Consider the following 24,260-nt stretch of genomic DNA (forward strand, 5'->3'; position numbering starts at 1 on the left):
ACACTCGCTCCCGACGCTCCGATATCCTCGCTCATCACCGCTCCTCGCAAAGAGCGGCTATCAGCACCCCGCAGCAGCTTCCCGCAAGGTGGCCTTCAGGACACGGTTACGCTAAAAACGGTGATTTCCTTCTGGCGCTGCTAGAGTGTAGTCGGATCGCACCCTCAAAAAGTGGCGGAAACCCTGCGTTCACCCGTGCGTGAGGTGTGTATCCAAAATGTGGGTCCGATGCGTAGCATCGCGGCCCTGCTACACCCGACGAAACACCAGCGCCTCAAAGTTGGTACGACACGATCCAAAGCTTTATTATTGGAAAGCTCTTCACCATTATTCGATGTTTTGTATCGGGGTATCGGGTGAAGGGTCGTGAACAGGGTTTCCGAGGATCATTTCTAGCGAGACTCTAATCTCACTCAACGCGTCGGGTGCAATACGGATGTCAGCTTCGAACACGTCGCGTGAGTTGTCTGCAAGAAGTTCCGCTCGGGCAGCAGCCTCAAGCAAGAGAGCCGCAACACGCTCGACGTCCACTCCGAGATCAACGCCAGCAGCCCGCTGCCGCCAAGATTCGATTGCTGCGGCAGTCATTCCAGCGAGCGGGACGACTGAACCGACACGGCGATTTACCGGGATGAGAAACTCTCGTTCGATCCTCACCCGTTCCTGAAATCTGGTCCTGCGCGTTGATGCATCCATCAGTGTTCCTCCAGCCTAAGTCGAAGCTCGGCAATCCAAGGTTCTAGTCTACCATAAATGTCAGCTACCATCGATGGAGGGAACGGTGCAGGTGGAATTAGTCCACGCTGCCCTGCCATTCGGCACGACATGGCTAAGTCGTACTCGGACTGGGAAAGTGGCACTACGGACACGCCGCTAAGTCGAAATGGCGAGTACCGCGAAAAATCCGGGCGATCGCAGAGCTTTGACGACGCCGCCATGCAAATGTTGCGGAGGCACACATACAACAATCCCAACTCGTAAAAAGCATTCTCGGGCGACGCCTGTAGCTGAACAGGAATCCGCGAAAGAATATTCTCGAAGGACTCCACGTCGGCTGCGGCATCCTGGTAAGCCGAAGGCTCGCCAAGGCTCTGAATGACTGGTTGGATTTCAAAGAGAGGAACGGCTTCGTGATACAGGTGCCACCCGAAAAGCTCGCCATTTTTGAACATTTCGCCAAGCCGACGCCGACCGTACCAAGAGATCGAAGGTTCTAACCCTGAAAGCTGCCTCGGTACGTGAGCGTACACCTCCCGATCGTCCACCTTGCCGCGCCCATCGGAGACGACCGCCAGCAGGTCCAGATCGCTTCGTTCATCGCGGTCACCGCGCGCCACCGAGCCAAATATGTAAACACCGAGAACCTCGCCCATCAGCGGTGAGAAATCGATTTGAACAACACAGAGATAAAGAGCCCAATGTACAGGTAGCGCATCCCAATCAACGCATAATCGACTAGGATGTAGCCTTTGAAAGAACTATCGGGGCCAGAGTCCCAGAACTGATCGAAACAGTACTTAAGAATCTTTAGACCAGAGCCACTTTCTTGCCAGCCTACGTTCGGCACCACGGACCACATATTAATCAGGCTCAGAAGAAGGATGAAGAAAGCCGCACTTCCGACAAGGCGCAGGGGACGCTCCCCATGTCCCCAAAGGAACCCGCCAAATCGGAGACCCAAGTAGGCTAAAGCAGCTTTCGTCTTGTTGAGAAAGCCGGGATACTTCCTACGATAATAGTCTTCAGTTCCCTTCCAAGCGCGCGATTGGTGATCAACGGCCGCCCCGATCTCTGCTAGTACGAAATCTCGCTGGCTAGAAAAGTCACCGATTTCTGCCGCGTTGGCCCGTAAGTTTTGCAGAGAATCGCGCTTGAGATTCGCTTCTTGAGGAAGAAGCGCAATCATCTCCCTCGGCTCGATAAGAGTCCGATGGAACGTTGAATATTTGAAATCTGAGCCGGGAAAGGATGCTCCGCGAAGATTTGAATCATAGAAGCGGCACCCGGTGAACGTGCAATTGCTAAACACCGCTGACCGGAAGTACGCACGCTCGAAGATCGAGAACGAAAAGTCGCAGTCAACAAATCTCGCCTGATAAGCGTTCATGTCTACGAAGCGGCGATGGCGCAGGTCAAGTTTCTCATATGTGTCGCGGGAAACAGGAACGCGTTCAATTCGCTCACCCATGCTTCCCCCGTCCCCGGGTGAGAGCGCTGGCGTTTCAAGGGAAGGAGGCGGCGGCCCCTCCGAGGTGGGGCGCCGTCTAAAAATTCGACTGATCATTGCGCGAATGTAACGTGTTCTGCTCGCACCCGCCAGCAATGACGATTCCAAGATTTACTTCGGCACTATGTTCGCGTTTTGCAGCGCGGGTGGATGCATGATCAATTCGTAATGGCATTCCAACTGATCGGTAGGCAGGGTTAAAAGTGGGCGGTCTGGGGAGGGCAAGATAAAAGCCGTGCCAGCTTCGGGCACGTAATGGTCGGTCTTCTGCGGCATTGGGCGTATGGCACAGCCAAAATTGGCCATACGCGACGGCCTCACAGCCGGAGCTTCCGTCATTTTAATGTCTGGCATCGGTCAGCGGCGCGGCAAATTGGTGAGCTCCAAAATTCGTCGCCGAGTGGTCACGTCCGCGTGTATCTGAACGGCAGGCGTGCGTTTTGTCGTAAAATTAGAAGCGATGGCGCACAAACGTCGGCTGGCGATTGCCATACGGATTGCGGATAATTGGATGTCGCGTCGCGAGCTTGCGCCGTCAACATCGTTATAGCTGCTGCAGATAGCAGGAGGTCTCATGTCTTTCCCAACTAAATCCATTGGTACAGACCGCTCCACGACGGCACCGATCGCCATGCGCGTTCCGGATGCGTGTAGGTTCATCGGACTCGGTCGTAGCACCCTCTATGTTCTCGTTGCCACGGGAGAGATCGAAACCGTGAAGGTCGGAGCCGCAACTCTTGTGCTGACCGAAAGCCTCTGCGCCTTAATTGACCGCCGTCGAAAAACGCGTGTGTGAAGCGCCTATCTTGCGCGTCGATCTTTGTTGTTCCGCCGCAGTCTTTTGCTTCCGCTCAGATTGCGCACCGGCATCTAGCATTGGTCCTCGCTCTCAGGTGAAGGTTTTGCCATCTGCCGAAAGCGGAAGAAATCGGAAGGGGTTCAAAATTCGACAATCGACGTGCAGGGATAGCTTTGTCGAAGACGCGATTGCCTTTAGCATCAGCAGGCCCGGCCGTATGATTATACAGGGTCAGAGCCCTAAATCGAATCCGGTTTCCGGGCCTGCCGTTCCCAGGAGGGAACTTTTTGCCGTCGCGACAAGAGGCTCGCTGGTCGATGGTTCAGGGAAAGGCTCGAACGTATTGCCGCTTTTCCACATGGCGAGCATAACGGTCGATAACTTGCGCGCCACTGCGACTTTTGCTCGCGCCGGACCTCTCCGGTCGCTGACTCCATAGCCCCATCTTTTTATACCACTATCCTTGGTCGTGGGGCGGAGCAAGATCATGGCGGCCGTGGTCAAATGTCGCCGCGTCATCGTGTTTCCCATCTTACTGATCCGCAAGCGAGCGACTGTGCCACCCGATTGCCGAACACGTGGCACGAGACCAAGATATGGACCTACGTCGATTGATTTTTCAAACCGTTGGGGATTGCAGATCGCACTGTAGAACGACAGAGCGGTTATCGGCCCGACCCCAGGGATTTCCATAAAGCGCTGGCAGACCTCGATGCGTGCAGCCATTTCCGCAATGGTGCGATCAAGATGCTCGACGTAAGCGCGCAGGCTCTCACAAATTGAAAGCACAGGTTCAATATCCCCTCTTAAGTCGATCTTTTGCTCCTTGCGTAAGCGTGCCATTTCCAAATGCGCGTTGCGGCGAAGGATTGCCGCGGACCAGTTTCGGGATAGCTTCCCGCCATAGAGGTGGAATTGCGAACCAATCGCTGATTCTGTCGCGACCCTGATCCTGATCATTTGCTGGCGCGTTGCCAGCATGGATCGGATTCTCTGACACTCGACGGTCTTAAGCACTACTTCAGAAACGGATCCTCGGCCGCTTCGAGCAACCTCCGCGATATTCCGCGCGTCGTTTCTGTCCGTCTTATTCTGTTTGATGGCAAGGTAGGTCGAAATCTGCCGGCAGTCGAAAACCACGACCGAATATTTGAGACGCTCTAGCCCGCGCGCTAGAAAGATACTTGTCGATCCCGCCTCCATTGCAATTGCGGCAACATTTCCGCGTCGCATTGGTCGAACGAAGGCGTCGATGTTTTCGACAGAGGTGGGGAACTCGGCCTCTCGGACGGCCTCACCAGTGGCGTTGAGGATGCAAATAGCCGTTGTGTGAACGCCTACGTCGAGGCCTACCCAAATCCGTTTGCTCATAAGTCCCTCCCGCCGGTGAGATTCGGCGCCGCGTGGGCATCAAGGTCATAGCCTTATAAATGGGCACGGCGTCCGAACCTCAGCGGGAACCTGCAGCGAATTTCTCAACAGATTATGATGATTCTAACTTGAGGTGCTTTTGACCAGCAAAGAATGCTCACCGCCATTTCATGAGCAAATTACACTGCTGACGACAGCAACCGAAAAGGACAGCAACATTCGCAACTCGGCCGGGCGGCGCTCGATCTCAAACGTAGCCGGTCCGCGAATGTCTTCCCGAAACCGGCCGTTTGCACTGCTGGTAACAGGCGTCAGCAATGCCCCTGACATCAACGTGGAGCGCGAGTGCCCGCTTCGAAACCAGCTATGGATAATGGCACCGTGGCCACGGCGTGGCATTCGGTTACTCAATCAAGGCGCCATATTCCAACTCATCAAGGCGCGAGGCCGCGCGACGGATATAGCCCAGCAAATTTCGATCACCGTCGCTGGCTTCCCACACTGCTAAGCTCGCTCCCAACAGATCGTGAAAAAGATCGAAAGATGTTCGATCAGATTCCCCCATGCCGGTCAGCGCCGAGCAGACTTCTTTCGCTTGACGCTCGGTCGAGATCGAAATGTTGCGGGTGTGTATTATGTGATTGAACGCCGCGCCGCGATGCCCGCCTAGCCTAGAATAAAGCGTGCGCTTGGCATTGAGCAATTTGATAAGCTCGTCTCGCGTTTTTGGTTTCGCAATCTTGCTCGCCTTCAAAGCCGCAACCGCGCCCTTCCGAGATTGCCCGGCCAAATGGAGATAATAGAAGATCGGTAAAATCCAGCCTGCCTCATGGCTGACTTGACTGAAATATGATAGCGGTTGCTCCACTGGATTTCGGTTTATGAAATTTCGCAAGATCGCATCGACGGTCACTTCCTCGCGCACGGTCCGCACTGGCGCGAGTATCTCGGTGGGAACGGTCTGTGCGTCGCCGATGACGCGGAGCGTAGGCGCCCCGTCCACCTCATCAAACTCCCCTTCACGGATGAATTTGATCCGTTCAAGCGATTGCGGGTCAATCAAGATGGGGCGCCCTCCATCTTCCAGTTGGCCATCGGCCAGGTTGGCGACCATCGCATCCTTGGGGCCAAGTTCGAGCAATCGCTGCACCATCGGCAAGATCGCCTCACGGCTGCGCTGATCGCGCTCATCAAGGATGGCGCGCAGATCAGCGTAACAAATGGCTTTGGTTTCGCCAGAGTAGCGATAATAAATTGCGCCTTCGGCAACATCGCCCTCGGTCTTGCTGGCGATGACTGGCTTGGCGCTATGCGGTTCAACGTGAATCACGCCGACCGTCATGGCGTCGAGTTTGAGGCTGGCGACGCGGAAGCGCGGTGTGGGTTCCAACACGGAACGGATGGTCTGGCTGAATTTGTTCTGATCGGTATCGGTGAAACGGCCGTCCGCCAGACCGCTAACGGCAAAGCCGAGCGGTTTGTCCTTCACCCCGAAAAACAGATAACCGCCGCGATTATTCGCGAATCCGGCTATAGTGCGCAGCGGCTTGCTAAAGTTGCGGAGGCTGAACCCTTCCTTGCATTCATACTCGTCGGTTTCGCCTGCGGTGCAGCGCCATACGCCGTTTGCATCCTTGGCAAAGAAGGATCGCAGCATCTTTTCGTCCATCGCATCCAGCGGTGCGGCGGGCGTGGTTTCGACGACGATGCCAGGGGCAGAGAGTTCGGGAGACGCGAAGTTGGCGATGAAGGCTGACAAGGCTTCATCGCTGGCCTTCGGCACTTCGGGGCCATAATCACGGTGCTTGATCCCGCTGATGCGGCCCGAATTGACCGCACGATCCTGCCGGTTGAAATAGAATTGGATCGCCTTGTTCGCCATGCCGCGCGCCAGCATGGCTTTGATCAGGCCTATTTCCGCGTCAGTGATGCTCCGCCTTGGCAAATGGCTAAACTTTCTCGACACCAAGGACTGAATTGATCATCGTCCTCAAACGCTCGCGCCGGGCGATATGAAATTTCTCAAACCCATCGATACCCAACGGGATTTTTCCGAGGACATATTTTTCGCAATAGTGCTTTTGCTCTTTAGAATTTGCGAACTGTGATGTGATCCAGTCAGCCGGAAGTTTGTCCTTTTTCTCAATGTTAGAATGCCCCTCAAGGAGTTGGAGATTAGAGATTTCGTTCGCGAGGTTCCAAAGTTCATCTGCTCGGTCTACCGAGAAACCTGCCTTTTTCAGTTTCTTTGTTGTGAAGAGCGAAATTGGAAAAACGTGGTCAACATGGAAATGATTTCGCAAATCAACAAAGGGAAATAGCATCGTCAAAAGTGGGAACGCCCTTTTATCCCCGTAATTAACCGAAAGTAGGTCATCGATCTCGATATCGCTGAAGGTTAGAGATTTTCCTCTTTGATCCATAACCTTCTCGATCTTTTCAACCGGGAATTCTGCATCACCATTCTTTTTGAGAACATCTCGCAGTGCAGTCAGCAGGGTATCCAAGCCACTGCCCCAAATGCCAGATGTTTTGAGAAGGGACCGCATCAGCCAAGATCGAATCGCCTCGCGGTCGGCGGCATATTTTCCGGCGGTCACAAAGTTCTTTGGGCTACCCCGCATGTATAAATAATAGGCGATGGGCAGCAACGCACTGTCCGCTCTAAGTGTTTGCCAACTCAAGCCAAAATTGGCCGCTAACTCGGCAGCGCTGACGAGGGCTTTTCGGACCTCTGTCCAATTTTTCTCCAACTTCTGCATGTTTGTCTGTGTGAAGTTTTCGACCTTGAAACCGACGCTGGCTATGTCAGATAACATTAGCCCTGCCTTGAGAACAAAATCCTGACTCAGGCTAAAGCCTGCGCCAACGTCGTTGATTTCATCTACAAGTGAATGGATTTCCTGACGCGCGTCAATAATTTTCCATTGTGCGACCGCGATACTCAAGAGAAGGTCGGAATAGGATAGAACGGTGCCTCCCGAATTCAATCGGATGAATATATTCAAAACTCTCTCAATGTCTTGCGATCCCTCCTCGTAATAGAAGATGCAGGGTTCGTTATGAACGACTTGATGGAGCCGGTCGAGATTAGTGTACGCAACATTGAGTGCGTCTCCCTCAACCTTGTTTGCGGTCAGCCACGCCAGCATGGGCGGCCCACCCTTCATCCCGAGAATATCCGGCACTGGGAACCATAAGGACGCATCATCGCGAACAATTTGATCTTCAGACAAGAAGCGAAATTTATACACTACCCCGTCCTCATCGGGCTGCGGAGTTGCCAGTAAATTCAGGTGCAATGTCTTTTTTGGGAAGGCCATAGAATTGTTCATGCGCTTGTATGGTTGCTTGAAGGCCAAAGAACCGCGAAGGCCGATATTTAGCGCAGTCAATCTCTGCTGACCATCCAATACGGCAGTTACTGTCTGATTATGCAACTTTGGCAGTTCGGGGCAGTGTGCCGCATCGCGTTGATGATAATTCAACACAAAATCATAGAATTTGAATTTTCCGCTGGTTTCCTGTCCGACAGTCCAAAAAAGGAACGTACCAAATGGATAGCCCTGCATAAGGCTGTCAAAAAGTCGCTCGATTTGCTCAGGCTTCCAGACGAACTCACGTTGAATAGCCGGCAGAACATATGATTTTGTCTGAATTTTCTCCAGCGCTGCGGCAATGGTACCCCCCGGCTTATACATGATTTGCATATCCTCTGATGGATTAGTAAAATATCAAAAAATTCTTATTCTATAAGATATTTAAACGTCAACCTGCTTGAATCGCAGGAATATTACTTAACCGTCTTGGCTTTACAAAGCCATATTCGGTTTCAGGTATGTCCACGGTCTTTGTGCGTTCCCGATAAATGCTCAAATCATTTTCACAGGACTTGTAATGGCCCGTTACGAGCTGGTCATGTTCGAGATAGGCAGTTCTGGATTTGCGTTTTTTCTTCCTCGCCCTGGCGGACGAATGTGACCGGATGTCGGAAGCCTTGGAACAGAAAAGAGCTATGGGCTCGCTGGCCAACACCGACGCAATATCGCTCGCGATGGACGGCTCACTCGGCATCGTCCTCCTCTGCTCCCATGCGGAACTTTATGTCATAATTGATGATGAAATCGAGTTCTTCTTCGGAAAACCCATAATGATCGGCAAAGGCGGCGTCGATTTTGTCGAGGATGTGCTTCACCTGACCTGAAGAAAACTCCTGATAAATGATTTTCCCTGCTTTGGTCGTGATAGATTTTTCGACCGAAGTGTTAGCCATTTCGGCCATCAATTCTGCGTTGAGCGAGGTGATTTTCTTTAGCTTTTGGGCATCTTGAATCGCGACATATGGCATCGCATACACATCAGCATAACCGCAATGAAATCCATCCGAAGTCGTTCTCCAAAACCAGTAAAATAAGCTGCTGTTCAGCAATGCGATAATGGGTTGCTGGTGATCTTTGAGAAACTTGAATTCTTTGTAATCGTCGGATTTGCCGATGGTGCCGGTTGGATCAACGAATTTTGGCGTAAAACTCAATGCTTTTATGAAGTATCGCACTATCCGATGGACGAGGAACGGGTTCTCGGTACCGCTTTTGAAGTTTTCGAGACGTGGACCGTCTATTTTTAAGCGGATTTCCGATTCCAGCGGGGTTGAGAATTTGGAAATAATCGCATCCGCCGAAGTCGGTGCAACCTCTGTGTATTTGGTATTTTCAATCAATGCAGGGCGCTCGACTGATTTCCAGCGCCTGTAATCACCAACAAAGATGGTCTCTCGCTCATTTGGACTCTTCTGTGAAATCAGAATGGATAACCTCTGAGCGACGCCCTCAAAAAGTGAACCGGGCCTCATATCATACGACGAAATCCAAGCAGTAAATTTGCTAGTATATGCGCGCAGATCGTTGGTACGCGCTGTCGAAACAAGGCTTAGCGGCACTATCAAACTTAACCACCCGACCGGTCGAGTGAGTTGGTATGCGCGCTCTACAAACGGCGCATACAAATTTCCGCAAGACAAGGTTTCATACGCCTTCGGCAAAAGGCTGTAGGACTTAACCTTGCTAACCTCGATATAGGGCGGATTTCCTACCAATACATCGAATCCGCCGCCGTTGATGATCCCATAAAATTCGATCAACCAATGGAAGGGCTTGTGGCTCTCTTTCCATGCTGCGAGGCTGGCAGTCGCAGCTAGATCGACGCCCGCATCAATGCCGTAGTCACTACCAAGGAAACGATCCAGTTGCGCTTCAAGAGTCGCAAGCTGGTTACGCAGTTCGGCTTTGTGATCCGCGCCAACTGCGCCATGAAGCGCCGTCTGCTGGTCGCGGAACAGGCGGAACGCGGCGTCCAAATCTCGCGCCGCCGCCTCAATCTTCCCAGCACGATCATCAAAGTCGAATCCCGATGCCTCGGTCGCGCGGCGGACGTCGGCAATCGACGTGTAACCAATCAGCGTGTTCCCCGCCCTGATATTGAAATCAATATCGGGCAGCGGCTCGATCTGGTCGGCGCGCTCTAGCTGCGACGCGAGTTTCAGGAACAGACGGAGCTTACAAATCTCAACCGCCTCATCCATAATATCGACGCCGTAAAGATTATCGAGTATGATTGATTTGTAGATGAAATAGGGGCGGTTGGGATGACGCTCGATTTGTTCCAGCACCTTGCGGAAATCGGAATAGAGCTGGCGCGGCCCTCCGCCCTCAGGCGCTGAGTCAACGAATTGCTCCATCCGTTCAAGGCAGGCGTCATACAAATCATAGAGGATGCCGAGCGCGGCGAACAGGAATGCCCCTGATCCGCAGGCGGGATCAAGCACCTTGATCGCCGATATGCCTTTCCAGAATGCACGGACAAGATCGGGGCTTTCGGCATATTGGATCGCATCGCGGGCGAACTGGCGAATATCGAGGTTATGGGTGATGAAATCTTCAATAGAGGCAATTTCGCCAGCTGCTGTTCTAGCCTTAATTGCTTCGTAACGTTCGCGTCGCGCGACGACTTCGCGCCAAATTTCGCTAGGCAGGCCGTGCGTTGCTGGCGCGGTCTTGTTCCAGTCGCCACGCTTTGCCACTTCAGCCATGCCCGCCGCGATGTTCGCGGGCAGCGGTTCATTTGCCCCGTGCTTTACTGACTTGTAGATATAGGTGTCGGCATTTTCGGACAGCATCCGCCACACCGAGCTCCCGGCATCAAACGCCACTTTGTCGTGGGTCAACGCATTCTGGAACAGCCAGGGGATGACGGTATTCTTGGTGATATAGTCGGTGATGTCTTCCTTGGTATAATAAGCCCCCATCTGCTTCTGGTTGATATATTTCTCGAATATATGGCCCAGGATGTCGGGGTTGATCTCGCGCCCATCGGCACGTTCGATCGCGCGGGTGTCGAGCGTCCATTCATATTGATCGAAGAAGTTGAATACGCCCTCAAACGCGGCGTCGGCGATGGCGATAGTGTTGCCATCCACTTCCAACGCGTGGGGCTCAAACAGGCCGCCGTTCAGATAGGGGATGTTGCCGAGTAACCTGGCCGTTTCCGCGTCTCTCGCATCCTTCGGCGTGGCAAGGCCGCCGTGGAAGAGTTTGAGAAGGAACGCGCGGTAGAAACTGTGGAACTGATCTTCGCCATTGGTGGCGCGGACGGACGTAAGGCGGTTTTTCAGATAATTGATGTCGCCATCCAGAAAGCCCTTTTTCTGGATAAAATAGACAAACATCAACCGGTTGAGCATCAACGAGGCGTACCATTGCCGGTCGGACACGTTTGCCAATCCGTCTATGAAACCAAGGAAGCGGTCATGCTGCTGCTTGAAGGCTTCGTAGAACCGCTTGGTAATCTTCTCACGGTCGAACGCATCGCGCATCCGAAGTGTGGTTCCGGCGAGGGTCAAACCCTCTTCCTCGCTGAGTGCAAACGCGATGTGATCGAGTTTCTGGATCAGAGCATCGGGCGCACTTGCGGCAAGCCAAGTATGTTCGCGGAACGCGGCAGGCTTGCCCTTCTCGCGCGCAACCCACTGCCATATTTGTTTGGTTTTCGCCGGGTCGGCGAAAATAATCAGATGCTCGTAGGCGAGCTTGGCAATCTCGCGCTCAATCCGCTGGCGGGTATTGCGATCCGGTTCGGTGGCACAGACAAAGATGCGGACACCGCGTTTCTCGGCGACAGGAGCCAGCGCATATTGTGTGCCGCTCACTTCCACGACTTCGCTGTGGCGCGATGCTGGACGGTCCCAGCCCAGCTCTTCGATAAATAGGGTCGCGAAATCGAACGCTCTAAGGTGCGTAGTGGCTGCCGCTTTATTGAGTGCCATATTAGCCCTTTAATCCCATCGAGCAGACGATCCGCATGTCATTCTGTGTGTCACCCTTGTCCTGCTTCATGCACAAGCGACCATCCTCACGGAAGGCGATGACCATTTCGGCGAGCTTGGTGTCGCTGATCCCGGTTTTTAGCTGGCGATTGAGCGCATCAATTGTCGATTGAAACAAGGGAAACTCGTAAATATCACCCATCGCCTTTTCTACATCGCGAACGAAGTGTTCGGTAACGAACAGACTGCGCGCGTTGCCCTGGTCGGTAACCCAGCGTTTCAGGCGGTCATAGGTCTTGAAGCGTGCGCCAGACGGGCGACCAAGCGCGCCGTGTGTAGTCCGCTCTTCCTGCATCAAATGCTCCACTCCTTTCCGCACGATGTCGTGATGGAAATCGGTGCGCTCCAGCGCAGGTTCCTCAGGGCCGCACTCTGCAGCGCGGAGAATCGCCAGCGGGGATTGGGTGAGGATTTCGCCATCCCGCGCCATCCATGCCAACGCATCATTGTCATCCGGAGTGCGGAGATAGACCAACGCGCCTTCTTTAGCGTCGGGCTGCTGCGGAATTGCTTTAGTGGCGAAAACGACGTCGGGCATATCCTCGACAGCTTTTTGAAGCTTTGGATTGTCCTTGATCGCGTTTTGCCAAATCTGAAAAGCGTAGGAAGCGAGATCGACTTCGCCATCATCGTCACCATCGAGAATGCCAGATTTCTCACTATACAGATCTTGGATAGGGTTCTTGTGATCGTCGTCCTCAAAAAACGCTTCGTCTGAGCCGACGACTTCCTGATTCTCCTTGAGTCTTTCACGGACTCGGGCGCGAAGACGAATGATCCGTTCCACGCCTTCGGCCGGCAGGAACGAATAACAGTTGATCGTATTGGCCTGCTGCCCGATCCGATCCACGCGACCTGCACGCTGGATCAGCCGAATGATTGCCCAAGGCAGGTCAAAGTTGACGATGGTGGAGCAATCCTGAAGGTTCTGACCTTCTGAAAGAACATCAGTGGCGATCAGGATACGAAGCTCGCCGTCGACGTTTGCTACATGCTCTTTCTTGTTAGATTTAGGACTAAATCTCCATGCCAGCCGAGTGGGGCTCTCGGATTGGCCCGTGACAGCAGAGATGGCCGTAACACCCGTCTTTTTGAGCGCAGTCTCAAGGTAGCGTGCGGTATCAGCGAACTGAGTGAAGATCAGCAGTTTGTCGTGGGGGTGATCGACACGGACAAGATCAATCAAAGCGCGGAGCTTGGTGTCGCGGTCTTCTGCCCAAGCGCCACAATGACGCAGCACTTCGCGCAGTGCATCAACGTCGGCTACGAGGTCGCTGTGGAGTGAGCGGTGAAAGAGGGCAGCCTTCAACCATTTGAAGCGGCGGGCTTTCGCATTAGAATAGACGCCGTAAATGTGCGCGGCCTGCGCCTGCAGCCGGTCCATTTCTGTAGAGGCGATGGTCGTTTCTTCCTCGCCTTCCGCAAACTCACCATTCTCGAACAGTGTGCCAGCGGCTTCAGAGTCCGCGTCTTCGTCTGTCAAATCGAGCAATTCTGCGTCCTGCGTCCCAATCGGGACAGGCAGGTCATTTTCAAGCGCGTGAAGATAAACGAGGTTGCGCATGACGTGGCGTTCAATCGACTGGATGAATGCGGGTCCGCCGCTTTCAAGCCGCTTGAACAGGTTTGTCCGGCAAAAACCCATCAACCGGATACCGGCTCGGCCAAGCCCGTCCATAGTCCGGCCTTCATCGGCTGTCGGCGGATGAGCGGGGTCTGCGGCCAGATAGTTCGCAAGGCCGTAGCGAGGCAATTTCAGTCCATCGACCGCCGATACCACCGCATCCGAATAGGCTCTGGCATAAGGATCGTCGGGATCGCTATCGTCAATTTCAAACTTCACGGATTTAGGCTGGCGCACCGGGAAATATGATCGTGTGCCGTCGGCAAAGGTGATGAATTTCCGGCCATTGGCTTCATCGGTCTGGGCATAGTTTTGCAGAATGAATCCGCGTGTGCGTCGGATCATGTAAAGCCGCATAAGCTCCCGCCAGTCGTCGATCTGGTCGCTTTTCTCGAACGCCGGGAGTGAGCGCACCGCGCATTGATGCTTGCGGACAAATTCGGTTTCCCCGCCAATGGCGCGGATCATCGCCTCGGGTCGAACGCCGATATCTTGGTCGTCCTCAATGAACAGCCTGAGCTGCGAGGAAAGGTCGATGAACGACTTGTTGTATGGCGTGGCAGACAGCAAGACGCAGCGGCTGTCATTGGATCGGACATAATCCTCAATTGCTTTGTAGCGTTTGCCCTCACGATTACGCAGGTTGTGGCTCTCGTCGATCAGGACCGTTCGGTAACGCTTCAATTCCTTCAATTCGGACTCGACGCGCGAAAGCGAGATGATTTTGGCGTTGAGTTCATATGTCTCAACATAGTCGTGCCACATATCGAGGAGGTTCTTGGGGCAGATAATCAGGCTACGGCCGTCAACCTCCTCAACGATTTTAAGAAGGGCTGACGCCATTATGGATTTGCCAAGGCCGACGACATCGCCAATCACCACGCCACCACGCTTATTTAGGTGGTGGGCTGCCACTTTAACGGCGCTGGTCTGGAAATCGAACAGCTTGTCGCCAAAAATCCGGGGAATGCGAAACTCCGATTGACCATGCCGCGCCTCTCGCGCGAGGTGATAAGCCATCTTCAAATAGACATGGTAAGGTTCAAGTAGCTTCTCCCCCGCCCAGCTTTCTTCGATAATCGTCGCAAGCTCTTCCGAAATGTCGATGCACCAGCGGTCGTTCCAGCGATCTTCAAACCATGCCGCCAGCTTGTCGCAAGCATCGTGATCCATCACATCAACATTCAGCTCGCCTTGTAGCGAAAGGCCGGCAAAGGTCAGATTGCTGCTGCCGACAAACCCCACTTTCGGATTGATCGGGTCCGAACGGTGCAGCAGGTAGAGCTTGGCGTGTAGCTGATGCTTTAAGAATAGCTTTACGGTCACTTTCCCGCCGCGAATTTGCCGAGCCAGTCGCCGCAGACCGGCTTCGTCATCATTGCTAGGTGCGCCAAGAGCAAGCTGTGCGCGGAACTCCTCGGCCAGTTCCTTTTTCAATTCCAAGGCTCGAGCGTTGTCGATCCCATCATCATGATAAGCGGTTGCCAGCTTTTCGCGCAGTCCCCGCTCAGGTGATTTATGCATGCCGACTAGAAGGCGACAAGCATTGCCATCCTGACCCGACCAACGTTCAATATGTTGGTCGATTTTGCGCCATCCTCGTAGATTGAAGTAGCCAACACAGAAATCGGCCCTTTCAGATACGGACAGAACCTTGCTGAGTTCGGGCAGCAGAGCCTTATCGATATTATCAAAAATTCTCGGCAAAATACCCTCCCAGCATCCCGCCGTAGTATCTCGATTTTCAGGAATTGCCAGCAACCGGGCGAGAAATAGACACTCCTATGTGCTCTTGCGCAACCAACACTCATTGGGCGTCGAAAAGACGACGACTCCCAATCCGCCGCAGCCCGGTATATGAGCGACTATGCGGGAAGGTGGCGCTGCTGGGCGGTTACACCAATCACCATATCGGTGGCGTCTAGGGATTCATTCGACGCAAACAAATGTTTGATATGGGCGCGACATGCCGAACGACGTCAAATCATATCCCGGCGAGAACGCCGGTCCAATTTCACTTCGATTGCTCGCGGACCAATATCGACGAGCCGCGGCAGTACTTCGAGACAGCGGTCAGCGTGGTCAACCGATGAGCTGGGCACCTTTCCGCCTCACCGCCGTGCAGGCGATTGAATTATATCTGACAGCGTTTCTTCTCCATCGCGGCTGCAGCGCGATCGAGGTGAGGCGCATGGGGCACCATCTTGGATTGAGGGCGGAAGCAGCGGCGGCAGCTGGGTTGCAACTGCGGAAACGGACGAACGAGCATCTCGCTTCTCTGAGCGATTCGCGTGAGTATCTAATTACCAGGTATTGCCCCGACGGCCTTGAATCTGCGTCTCAGATCAACCGCCTCACCGCAACACTCGCGGAGGTTACTCACAAAACGGCAGTCGTCGGTGCATCATTCCCGAGCCAATCGAGCATCGATCGCTAATTACCGACGCATCCCGCCTTGCTGTTGTGGCGCTCCCCACTGCGAGCAACTGACTGCAACCTGCCTAACCAGCCCCCAGCCACAACCAAAAGACTTCGGCCCTGGGGGCCCCGGCTCAGGAAAGGTGATCCTTAGGGGCCCCGAATTTCGGCGAAATTGGCCCCCAAATTTGCCAACGCAATACCGCGCGCGAGCGGGCACAACGCTGAATAACAACGCTTTTAAGACCGTGCATTGCGTAAATGTGAGTCCTAGCAACGAAATTTGGCCCAAAACATGTCGGCTGTGGACGGACGGTATTTAAAATCGGCGATCACGGTTTTCAGCGACTTTTTCTCCGAAATGGCGCCGGACGAGATGTGAGTCCTTAGTTCGGTCAGTCCTCGGCTACGGGGGCCAAAAAATTCTAGCCGAAAAATTACACTATATTTCAATTAACTAAGGTCTAAAAGTCGGTCCTGTAAGCGCACCATATTCCCGTTCTTGCGCGTTCCGCCGCTATGCTGTCATGGTCAGCGCCAGCATAAGATATTTGCTTATGCTGTGTTAAGCCTCTAATACGGCGGGTGAGCATGACCTGGTTTCGCAAACCCGATAGTCCCGATCCGATCGTCGTCGCGGCGCCCCTTGCGCCGCCGGGCGCGCCCGTTTTCGACGCGCCGCCGCCGGTCGTCCCCGAAACGCGGCGGCGCAAATGGCTGCGCCGGATCTCGCGCGGTTTTGCGATTTTTTGCATCATCTTCATCCTGCTCATCGGCTGGCTGGCGCTCACCGCGCCTTTGTCCAAATCGCTCGAACCGATCGCGCCGCCGCAGATCACCCTGCTCGCGTCCGACGGCACCCCGATCGCGCGGATCGGGGCGATCGTCGATACGCCGGTCAAGGCGAGCGCGCTGCCCCGGCATGTCACCGGCGCGTTTCTCGCGATCGAGGACCGGCGCTTTTACACGCATTGGGGCGTAGATCCGCGCAGCATCGCGCGCGCGGTATGGAGCAATGTCACCGGCGGCCGGACGCAGGGCGGCAGCACGATCACCCAGCAGCTGGCGAAATTCACCTTCCTGACCCCGAAACGCACGCTCGGGCGCAAGGCGCGCGAGGCGCTGATCGCCTTCTGGCTCGAAGCGTGGCTGACCAAGGACGAGATCCTCGAACGCTATCTGTCGAACGCCTATTTCGGCGACAACACTTATGGTTTGCGCGCTGCGTCGCTGCATTATTTCTATCGTCAGCCCGAGAAACTGACCCCGGCGCAGGCCGCGATGCTGGCGGGGCTGGTGCAGGCGCCGTCGCGGCTGGCGCCGACCAAGAACCCCGATCTGGCGGAAAAGCGGATGAAGCTGGTGCTGGATGCGATGGTCGCAACCGGCTATCTGTCCGAGCAGGAGCGAAAGGCGCTGCGCACCCCGCGCATCGATGTGCGGTCGCGGAACACCTTGCCAACGGGGACCTATTTCGCCGATTGGGCACTGCCCGAGGCGCGCAAGCTCAGCGACGTCGGCTATTCGCGGCAGACGATCAAGACGACGCTCGACGCGCGATTGCAAGCGGTGGCGCGGCGCGTCACCAGTCGCGCCGGGGTCGGGCAGGCGCAGGTGGCGCTGGTTGCGATGCGCCCCAATGGCGAAGTCGTCGCGATGGTCGGCGGCAAGGATTATGCGGCGTCGCCGTTCAATCGGGTGACGCAGGCGCGGCGCCAGCCGGGGTCGACCTTCAAACTCTTCGTCTATCTCGCCGCGCTGCGCGCCGGATGGGAGCCCGACGACGTGATCGACAACCAGCCGATCGAAACCGGCTCGTACCGCCCGAAAAATTCGGGCGGCGCCTATTCGAAAACGATCACGCTGGAGGATGCGTTCGCGACGTCGAGCAATGTCGCGGCGGTGCGGCTGTTGCGCGAGGTCGGTGACGACAAGGTGATCGACATGGCGCGCGACCTGGGCGTCACCGCGCCGATGACCAAGGGCGACCCCAGCCTGGCGCTCGGCACGTCGAGCATGACCCTGCTCGAACTGACCGCCGCCTATGCCGCGGTCGCCGCGAACAGCTATCCGGTCGTCCCGCATGCGTTCGCGGGCGAGGACAAGGGCTGGTTCGAAAATCTGATTTCGGGGCCGAGCCGCTTTGGGTCGGGCGTCCATGACGCGATCGAACAGATGCTGCGCGCCGCGGTCAACCGCGGCACCGGCCGCGCCGCGCGGCTGCCGCAGGCGAATTTCGGCAAGACCGGGACCAGTCAGGACAATCGCGATGCGCTGTTCGTCGGCTATGCCAATGGCTTGGTGGTCGGGGTGTGGATCGGCAACGACGATAATTCGCCGCTACGCGGCATTTCGGGCGGCGGGCTGCCGGCGCGGATGTGGCGCGATTTCATGACCCAGGCATCGGGACAGAAAGCCGCGCCGCCGCGCCCGACCAACCCGCGCGGCCCGGTCGAACCGCAAGACATTCCCGACATCGGCGAGATTCCGATCGGCGACAACAGCAGCGTCGGGATCGACGGCGGCGACGCGGTGATCTCGACCGAAATCAACGGCAGCCGCATCGATTTGCGCCTGCCGATCCCGAAAGAAACGCCCGCGGCGCCGGTGCCCGAGCCGCGGTGAGGGGACGGCGGTGCAGTCCGGTGTTGACGGGGGCGGACCCCCGTGACCGTAGCCCTGAGCCTGTCGAAGGGCGCCTATCTGGCAAGCGCCCTTCAACAGGCTCAGGGCTACGGTTCAAGTCATCGGGCGACCTTTATTCGCCGACCGCCAACAGCTCGAATCCGCTCGTCGCCATCGTCTGGCCGTTGACGATCAGCTCGACCTCGTGCCGCCCGGCATGATGATGCCGGGTGCTGAAATCGCGGATGATTTGACTGATTCTTAGGGCAATGGTGTCGCGCCCCGCGAGGTCGAACGTCTTCCATTTGAACACCTTCGCCGCGCTTTTGCCGCCGCCGCGCGCATAATGTACCCGGTAATCGACCACCAGCCGCTGGGCATCAGACGAAGCTGACGTGATTTCGGTGCTCATCACGATCCGCTCGCCCAGCCGCACCACCGGCGGATCGACCGTGAACCCCCGCATCGTCACCGCCGCGCCATGGCTGACGCCGATCAGCGCCAGCGCGCGCGGCTCGCCCTGCTTGATCAGGGTGCGCAGCGCGTGGCGGACGATCCAGACGGTGTGGGGATCGTCCTGCGGCCAGTCCGCCAGCCGATCGAGCAGCCAGTCGGGGCGGTCTTTCGCGATATCGTTCAGATGGTTGGCGACCGATTTGCGGACATAGAGGCTGGGATCGGCCTTCAGCACCTCCAGGATCGCCGCCGCGCGGGTCGGATCGGCCTTCAGCGCCGGAACGCGCGCCGCCCATGGCAGGCGCGGACGGCCGCCTTCGCTCGCCAGCCTGCGGACATGCGCGTCGTCGCTGCCGGTCCACCGCGTCATCGTCGCCAGCGCGCGATCGGCATCCTGCGCCAGATACGGCCGGATCGCGAATTCGGCGGTGCCAAAGCGCGTCAGACTGGCGAGCGCGTCCATCGACCGGTCGAAATCGTCCAGCCCGTAGCGCGCCACATACTCGGTCACCGCCACCGCCTGAAACCCGTACGTCAGCCGCGGCGCCATTGCCCCGATGACGTCGAGTGCCGCGCCATAGTCGGCGGGCAGCGCGGGGCGCAGCGCGCCGGCGATATGGCGCACCCGTTCCATGATCGACAGCGGATCGAGGCCGGTCGACGCCGCGTTCAGGAAAGCCGGTCGATCGAAGCGCGGCGAAGCGGCTACGCCGGCGTCGGCGATTATCGTCAACGCCTGCGGACCGAGGATGTCCTTCAGCAGGGCGGGGGTGGTGGCACTGTCCGAAATCGACGTGATCCTTAGCGGCGCTCGACCAACCCGCCGCCCAGCGCGACGTACAGCGTCACCAGATTGTCGACCTGGGCGCGGCGCAGTTCGATCAGCGTCTGTTCGGCGGCGAACAGATTGCGTTCGGCGTCGAGCACTTCAAGATAGGTCGATACGCCTTCGCGGTACCGCTTGCGCGCGAGGTCGGCGATCTGCCGCTGCGCCAGCGTGCCGCGCTCCTGCGCGTCGACCTGCTCGGCCAGGTAGCGGCGCCCGGCGAGCGCGTCGGCGACTTCGCGGAACGCTCCCTGGACGGTGCGCTCATAGGTCGCGATCGCGATATTCTCGCGCGCTTCGGCGACGGTCAGATTGCCCTTGTTGCGACCGAAATCGAAAATCGGCAGGCTGATCGACGGGCCGAAGCTCCAATTCATGCCGTTGTTGCTGAACAAATTATCCAGCGAATTCGACGCGAAACCCAGGCTGCCGGTCAGCGAGATCGCCGGGAAGAACGCGGCGCGGGCGGCGCCGATATTGGCGCGCGCGGCGCGTAGCCGTTCCTCGGCCGCCAAGACGTCGGGGCGGGCGACGAGCAGGTCCGACGGCAGGCCAGCGGTCAGCACCGGCGACTGCCCCTGCGCGACGAGCGGCAGCGGCGCGGGCAGGGGGCCGGGCACCGGGCCGCCGGTCAGCACGGTCAGGAAATTATCGGCCTGTGCCTTGCCGAGCTTCAGGCTCGCCAGCTGCGTTTCGGCCTGCGTCAGCAGCGTTTCCGACTGGCGGTAATCGAGCGCCGAGGTCACCCCCGCGTCGAGCCGCCGCTTCGCAATGCGCAACCCTTCCTTGCGGCTGGTCACCGTCGCTTCGGCGAGGGCGATCTGTTCGGTGGCGCCGCGCGAGGCGAAATAGGTCGACGCGACGTCGCGGACCAGCGTCAGCCGGAAGGCGCGCTCGGCCTGCTCGGTCGCCAGATATTGGCTGCGCGCCGCTTCGGAGAGGTTCTTGACCCGCCCCCAGAAATCGAGCTCGAACGACGTCACCCCGACCCCGACCGAATAGCGACTGGTCGTGTCGGTTCCGGTGCCGGTCAGCGACGGCCCGCGGCTGCGCGCCGCATCGGCGCTCGCGCCCACCGTCGGCAGGCGGTCGGCGTCCTGGATCCGGTACAGCCCGCGCGCTTCGGCGATCTGCGCGACCGCGACGGCCAGGTCGCGGTTCCGCTCGATCGCCTGCGCGATCAGCACTCCGAGCTGCGGGTCGGCAAAGAAATCGCGCCAGGCGACATCACTCGCGCGCTGGCCCAGCGTCACATCGCCGACGAACGCCGGCGGGTAATCGGGTGCGGTGGGCAGCGCCGGGCGCTCGTGCGGCGGCGCCATGTTGACGCAGCCGGCGAGGGTCGTCGCCGCGAGCAGCGCGATCAGCTTACGCATGTCCGGGCTCCTCATGATGGCCTTTTTCGGCGGGCGACGGCGGCCGCTTGCGGCTGATCCATTTGCGCACCGAGAGGTAAAAGAGCGGAATGAAGAAGATGCCGAGCAAAGTGGCGGCGATCATGCCGCCCATCACGCCCGACCCGACCGCGATCCGGCTCGCCGCCCCCGCGCCGCTCGCGATGACGAGCGGCACCATGCCGAGGATGAAGGCGAGGCTGGTCATGATGATCGGGCGCAGGCGCAGCTTGACCGCCTCCATCACCGCATCGAGCGTCGATTTGCCCTCGGCCTCCTGCTCGATCGCAAATTCGACGATCAGGATCGCATTCTTTGCGGCGAGGCCGATGATCGTGATCAGCCCGACGTTGAAATAGATGTCGGCGCTGAGGCCGCGCAGCATCGAAAACAGCACCGCGCCGAGCACGCCCAAGGGCACCACGAGCAGCACCGATACGGGCACCGACCAGCTTTCATACAGCGCAGCGAGCAGCAGGAAGACAACGACCAGCGACAGCCCCAGCAACATCCCGATCTGCCCCGCCGACTGTTTTTCCTCATAGGAAATGCCGGTCCATTCAAACGAGAATCCGGCGGGCAGCGCCGCGGCCAGCCGCTCCATCTCGGCCATCGCTTCGCCGGTCGACTGGCTCGGTGCGGGTTCGCCCGAAATCGTCATCGCGGGATAGCCGTTGTACCGCTGCAACTGCGGCGCTTCGGCGGTCCATTCGGCGGTGCTGAACGACCCGAACGGCACCATGTCGCCATTGGCGCTGCGCACGCGCAGATCGACGACGTCCTGCGGCGTCATCCGGCTCGCCGCATCTGCCTGCAGCAAAACCCGCAAAACGCGGCCCTCGCGGGTGAAATCATTGGCGTAGGCGCTGCCAAAGGTGATCGCGAGCGTCGCGTTGACGTCGCCGATCGACAGCCCCAGCGCGCGCGCCTTGATCCGGTCGATATCGACCTTCAGCACCGGCGCATCCTCCTGACCTTCGGGGCGGACATTGGCGAGCAGCTTGCTCTGCATCGCGCCGCCCAGCATCTGGTTGCGCGCGCCGATCAGCGCCTCGCGCCCGTTACCGGCCCGGTCCTGCAGCTTGAAGGTAAAGCCGCTCGACGTGCCCAGTTCGGGGATCGATGGCGGGCTGAGCGAGAAGGCAAAGGCTTCCTTGATGTTGCTGAATGTGCCCATCGCCTTGCCGGCGATCGCGTCGGCGCTGTCGCCCTCGCCGGTGCGCTCGTCCCATGGTTTGAGCGGGGTGAACATGATCGCGTTCGCCTGACCCTGCCCGAAAAAGCTGAACCCGTTGACCAGCACGACGTTGGCGACCTGCGGCTGTTCGGCGAAAAACGCCTTGACCTGCTTGGTCGCTTCGTTGGTGCGCTGGGTCGTTGCGCCCGGCGGCGCCTGGACGACGGTAATCAGATAGCCCTGATCTTCCTGCGGCAGGAACGAACCGGGCAGGCGGGTGAACAGCAGCGCGGTGACCGCAACCAGCACCAGAAACACGCCGAGCCAGCGTAGCGGCGCCGACAGCATCTTGCCGACGCTGCCCTGATAGCGGTCGGTGGTGCGCCCGAACCAGCGATTGAACCAGCCGAAAAAGCGGTCGGCGCGCTCGCCGATCGGGCCGCTGCGCTTGGCCTGATCATGCGGTTTCAGCAACGTCGCGCACAGCGCCGGGGTCAAGGTCAGCGCGAGCAGCGCGGAGAAGGCGATCGAGATCGCCAGCGTCAGCGAAAATTGGCGATAGATGCCGCCGGTCGATCCGGGGAAGAACGCCATCGGAATGAACACCGCGATCAGCACCAGCGTGATACCAATGATCGCGCTGGTGATCTGGGTCATCGCTTTCACCGTCGCCTCATAGGGCGACAGATGTTCCTCGTTCATGATCCGCTCGACATTCTCGATCACCACGATCGCGTCGTCGACCAGGATGCCGATCGCCAGCACCATGCCGAACAGGGTCAGCACGTTGATCGAAAAGCCGAACATCCACAGTCCCAGGCACGCGCCGGCCAGCGCGATCGGGACGACGATCGTCGGGATGACGGTTGCGCGCCAGTTCTGCAAGAACAGGAACATGACCAGAAAGACGAGGACCATCGCCTCGGCCAGCGTGATGACGACCTCTTCGATCGACAGCTGGATGAACGGCGTCGTGTCATAGGGGATCGACCAGGTGATGTCGGGCGGGAACCCCTTGGACAACATCTCCATCCGCTCGCGGATCCCGGCGGCGGTCGACAGCGCATTGGCGCCGGGGGTCAGCTGGACCGCCATGCCCGCCATCGGCTTGCCGTTGAGCTCGGAGGAAAACAAATAGCTCGCCGACCCCAGCTCGACGCGCCCGACATCGCCCAGCGTCACCGCCGACCCGTCGGGGTTGGCGCGCAGGATGATGCTCGCAAATTGCTCGGGGGTGGTGAAGCGGCCCTGCGTCGTGATGACAGCGTTAAGTTGCGCGCCCTTGCCTAGCGGCTGGTCGCCCAGCTGGCCGCCCGGAGTCTGGCTATTCTGTTCCTGCACCGCGCCCAGCGCCTCGGCGGGGGAGAGATTATAGGACGCCAGCTTTTGCGGATCGAGCCAGATGCGCATCGCATATTCGGGTGCGAACGCCTGTACATTGCCGACCCCGTTCACCCGCCTCAGCTCGTCAAGCACACGGGTGTTGGCGAAATTATTGACCTCCATCGGGTCGGTCTCGCCGCTTTTCGACGTGATCGCGACGATCAGCAGAAACCCGGAATTGGCTTCGGTGACCGAAATGCCCTGGCGGCGGACATCCTCGGGCAGCCGCTGTTCGACGCGGCGCAGGCGGTTCTGCACTTCCATCTGTGCATTATCGATGTCGGTTCCCGCCTCGAAGGTCAGGGTGATCGACGCGGTGCCGTTCGATTCGCTGGTCGAGGCCATGTAGAGGAAACCCTCGACCCCGTTCAGTTCCTGTTCGATGACCTGGGTGACATTCTGTTCCAGCGTCTTGGCGTCGGCGCCCGGATAGGTGACGCCGATGGTCAGCGACGGCGGCGCGACCGAGGGATATTGTTCGACCGGCAGGCCGCGCAGCGCGATGATGCCCGACAGCAGGATGCCGATGGCGATGACCCATGAAAAAATGGGGCGATCGATGAAAAAGCGGGGGGTCAT

The 24,260-nt window shown here is 57.7% G+C and carries 15 protein-coding genes; 3 read left to right on the forward strand and 12 right to left on the reverse strand.

Features of this window, described 5'->3' with window-relative positions; genetic code table 11:
* Nucleotides 1-327: 327 nt before the first annotated feature.
* The 3 genes from FFS68_RS09210 to FFS68_RS09220 are packed head-to-tail and all read right to left on the reverse strand — an operon-like array spanning nucleotide 328 to nucleotide 2,188.
* Nucleotides 328-696, reverse strand: a complete 369-nt coding sequence (locus FFS68_RS09210; RefSeq protein ID WP_137752902.1) for a hypothetical protein — start codon at nucleotides 694-696, stop codon at nucleotides 328-330.
* Nucleotides 696-1,373 carry a nucleotidyltransferase domain-containing protein gene (locus FFS68_RS09215; RefSeq protein WP_137752903.1) on the reverse strand — a complete coding sequence of 226 codons (678 nt, stop codon included), beginning with the start codon at nucleotides 1,371-1,373 and terminating at the stop codon, nucleotides 696-698. The genes FFS68_RS09210 and FFS68_RS09215 overlap by 1 nt, the downstream gene beginning before the upstream one ends.
* On the reverse strand, nucleotides 1,373-2,188 hold the full coding sequence (locus tag FFS68_RS09220; protein WP_171003796.1) for a pentapeptide repeat-containing protein: 816 nt from the start codon (nucleotides 2,186-2,188) through the stop codon (nucleotides 1,373-1,375). The genes FFS68_RS09215 and FFS68_RS09220 overlap by 1 nt, the downstream gene beginning before the upstream one ends.
* A gap of 670 nt (nucleotides 2,189-2,858) precedes the next feature.
* Here FFS68_RS09220 and FFS68_RS09225 point away from each other — a divergent pair.
* Nucleotides 2,859-3,023: a helix-turn-helix domain-containing protein gene (locus FFS68_RS09225; RefSeq protein ID WP_349290381.1), complete on the forward strand. Its 165-nt coding sequence runs from the start codon at nucleotides 2,859-2,861 to the stop codon at nucleotides 3,021-3,023.
* Nucleotides 3,024-3,257: 234 nt separating this feature from the next.
* Here FFS68_RS09225 and FFS68_RS09230 read toward each other — a convergent pair whose 3' ends face one another.
* The 6 genes from FFS68_RS09230 to FFS68_RS09250 form a co-directional block, all read right to left on the reverse strand.
* Nucleotides 3,258-4,397 (reverse strand): IS110 family transposase, encoded by a 1,140-nt coding sequence (locus FFS68_RS09230; protein ID WP_137752906.1) that lies wholly within the window; start codon nucleotides 4,395-4,397, stop codon nucleotides 3,258-3,260.
* Between the two features lie 403 nt (nucleotides 4,398-4,800).
* Nucleotides 4,801-6,294 (reverse strand): ATP-binding protein, encoded by a 1,494-nt coding sequence (locus FFS68_RS09235; RefSeq protein WP_137752907.1) that lies wholly within the window; start codon nucleotides 6,292-6,294, stop codon nucleotides 4,801-4,803.
* A 52-nt stretch (nucleotides 6,295-6,346) separates the two neighbouring features.
* Entirely contained in the window at nucleotides 6,347-8,098 is a 1,752-nt protein-coding gene (locus FFS68_RS09240) for a DUF262 domain-containing protein (RefSeq protein ID WP_137752908.1), read from the reverse strand.
* A gap of 67 nt (nucleotides 8,099-8,165) precedes the next feature.
* Nucleotides 8,166-8,471 (reverse strand): hypothetical protein, encoded by a 306-nt coding sequence (locus FFS68_RS17865; RefSeq protein WP_171003797.1) that lies wholly within the window; start codon nucleotides 8,469-8,471, stop codon nucleotides 8,166-8,168.
* Nucleotides 8,461-11,718, reverse strand: coding sequence for a DNA methyltransferase (locus tag FFS68_RS09245; protein WP_137752909.1), 3,258 nt, complete (start codon nucleotides 11,716-11,718; stop codon nucleotides 8,461-8,463). The genes FFS68_RS17865 and FFS68_RS09245 overlap by 11 nt, the downstream gene beginning before the upstream one ends.
* Before the next feature lies 1 nt (nucleotide 11,719).
* Nucleotides 11,720-15,109: a helicase-related protein gene (locus FFS68_RS09250; protein ID WP_137752910.1), complete on the reverse strand. Its 3,390-nt coding sequence runs from the start codon at nucleotides 15,107-15,109 to the stop codon at nucleotides 11,720-11,722.
* A gap of 259 nt (nucleotides 15,110-15,368) precedes the next feature.
* On the opposite strand from FFS68_RS09250, the gene FFS68_RS09255 reads away from it, so the two are divergent.
* Both FFS68_RS09255 and FFS68_RS09260 read left to right on the forward strand, forming a co-directional pair.
* Nucleotides 15,369-15,839 (forward strand): hypothetical protein, encoded by a 471-nt coding sequence (locus FFS68_RS09255; protein WP_137752911.1) that lies wholly within the window; start codon nucleotides 15,369-15,371, stop codon nucleotides 15,837-15,839.
* 572 nt (nucleotides 15,840-16,411) lie between these two features.
* On the forward strand, nucleotides 16,412-18,445 hold the full coding sequence (locus FFS68_RS09260; protein WP_137752912.1) for a transglycosylase domain-containing protein: 2,034 nt from the start codon (nucleotides 16,412-16,414) through the stop codon (nucleotides 18,443-18,445).
* A 133-nt stretch (nucleotides 18,446-18,578) separates the two neighbouring features.
* Here the strand turns inward: FFS68_RS09260 and FFS68_RS09265 are convergent, their stop codons facing one another.
* From FFS68_RS09265 to FFS68_RS09275, 3 genes are all read right to left on the reverse strand, one after another.
* Entirely contained in the window at nucleotides 18,579-19,634 is a 1,056-nt protein-coding gene (locus FFS68_RS09265) for a DNA alkylation repair protein (RefSeq protein WP_249340102.1), read from the reverse strand.
* 68 nt (nucleotides 19,635-19,702) lie between these two features.
* On the reverse strand, nucleotides 19,703-21,103 hold the full coding sequence (locus FFS68_RS09270; RefSeq protein ID WP_137752914.1) for an efflux transporter outer membrane subunit: 1,401 nt from the start codon (nucleotides 21,101-21,103) through the stop codon (nucleotides 19,703-19,705).
* A complete protein-coding gene (locus FFS68_RS09275; protein WP_137752915.1) occupies nucleotides 21,096-24,260 on the reverse strand; it encodes an efflux RND transporter permease subunit in 3,165 nt (1,054 codons plus the stop codon). Before FFS68_RS09275 ends, FFS68_RS09270 begins: the two co-directional genes overlap by 8 nt.

It is taken from the genome of Sphingopyxis sp. L1A2A, from assembly GCF_005502465.1.
In the GTDB taxonomy this organism is placed as follows: Bacteria; Pseudomonadota; Alphaproteobacteria; order Sphingomonadales; family Sphingomonadaceae; genus Sphingopyxis.

Excerpts from the sequence above, each read along its gene's own strand:
- FFS68_RS09210 (WP_137752902.1), bottom strand. The coding sequence starts at position 696 with ATGGATGCATCAACGCGCAGGACCAGATTTCAGGAACGGGTGAGGATC.
- FFS68_RS09215 (WP_137752903.1), bottom strand. The coding sequence starts at position 1,373 with ATGGGCGAGGTTCTCGGTGTTTACATATTTGGCTCGGTGGCGCGCGGT.
- FFS68_RS09220 (WP_171003796.1), bottom strand. The coding sequence starts at position 2,188 with ATGGGTGAGCGAATTGAACGCGTTCCTGTTTCCCGCGACACATATGAG.
- FFS68_RS09225 (WP_349290381.1), top strand. The coding sequence starts at position 2,859 with ATGCGCGTTCCGGATGCGTGTAGGTTCATCGGACTCGGTCGTAGCACC.
- FFS68_RS09230 (WP_137752906.1), bottom strand. The coding sequence starts at position 4,397 with ATGAGCAAACGGATTTGGGTAGGCCTCGACGTAGGCGTTCACACAACG.
- FFS68_RS09235 (WP_137752907.1), bottom strand. The coding sequence starts at position 6,294 with ATGCTGGCGCGCGGCATGGCGAACAAGGCGATCCAATTCTATTTCAAC.
- FFS68_RS09240 (WP_137752908.1), bottom strand. The coding sequence starts at position 8,098 with ATGTATAAGCCGGGGGGTACCATTGCCGCAGCGCTGGAGAAAATTCAG.
- FFS68_RS17865 (WP_171003797.1), bottom strand. The coding sequence starts at position 8,471 with ATGCCGAGTGAGCCGTCCATCGCGAGCGATATTGCGTCGGTGTTGGCC.
- FFS68_RS09245 (WP_137752909.1), bottom strand. The coding sequence starts at position 11,718 with ATGGCACTCAATAAAGCGGCAGCCACTACGCACCTTAGAGCGTTCGAT.
- FFS68_RS09255 (WP_137752911.1), top strand. The coding sequence starts at position 15,369 with ATGCCGAACGACGTCAAATCATATCCCGGCGAGAACGCCGGTCCAATT.
- FFS68_RS09260 (WP_137752912.1), top strand. The coding sequence starts at position 16,412 with ATGACCTGGTTTCGCAAACCCGATAGTCCCGATCCGATCGTCGTCGCG.
- FFS68_RS09270 (WP_137752914.1), bottom strand. The coding sequence starts at position 21,103 with ATGCGTAAGCTGATCGCGCTGCTCGCGGCGACGACCCTCGCCGGCTGC.
- FFS68_RS09275 (WP_137752915.1), bottom strand. The coding sequence starts at position 24,260 with ATGACCCCCCGCTTTTTCATCGATCGCCCCATTTTTTCATGGGTCATC.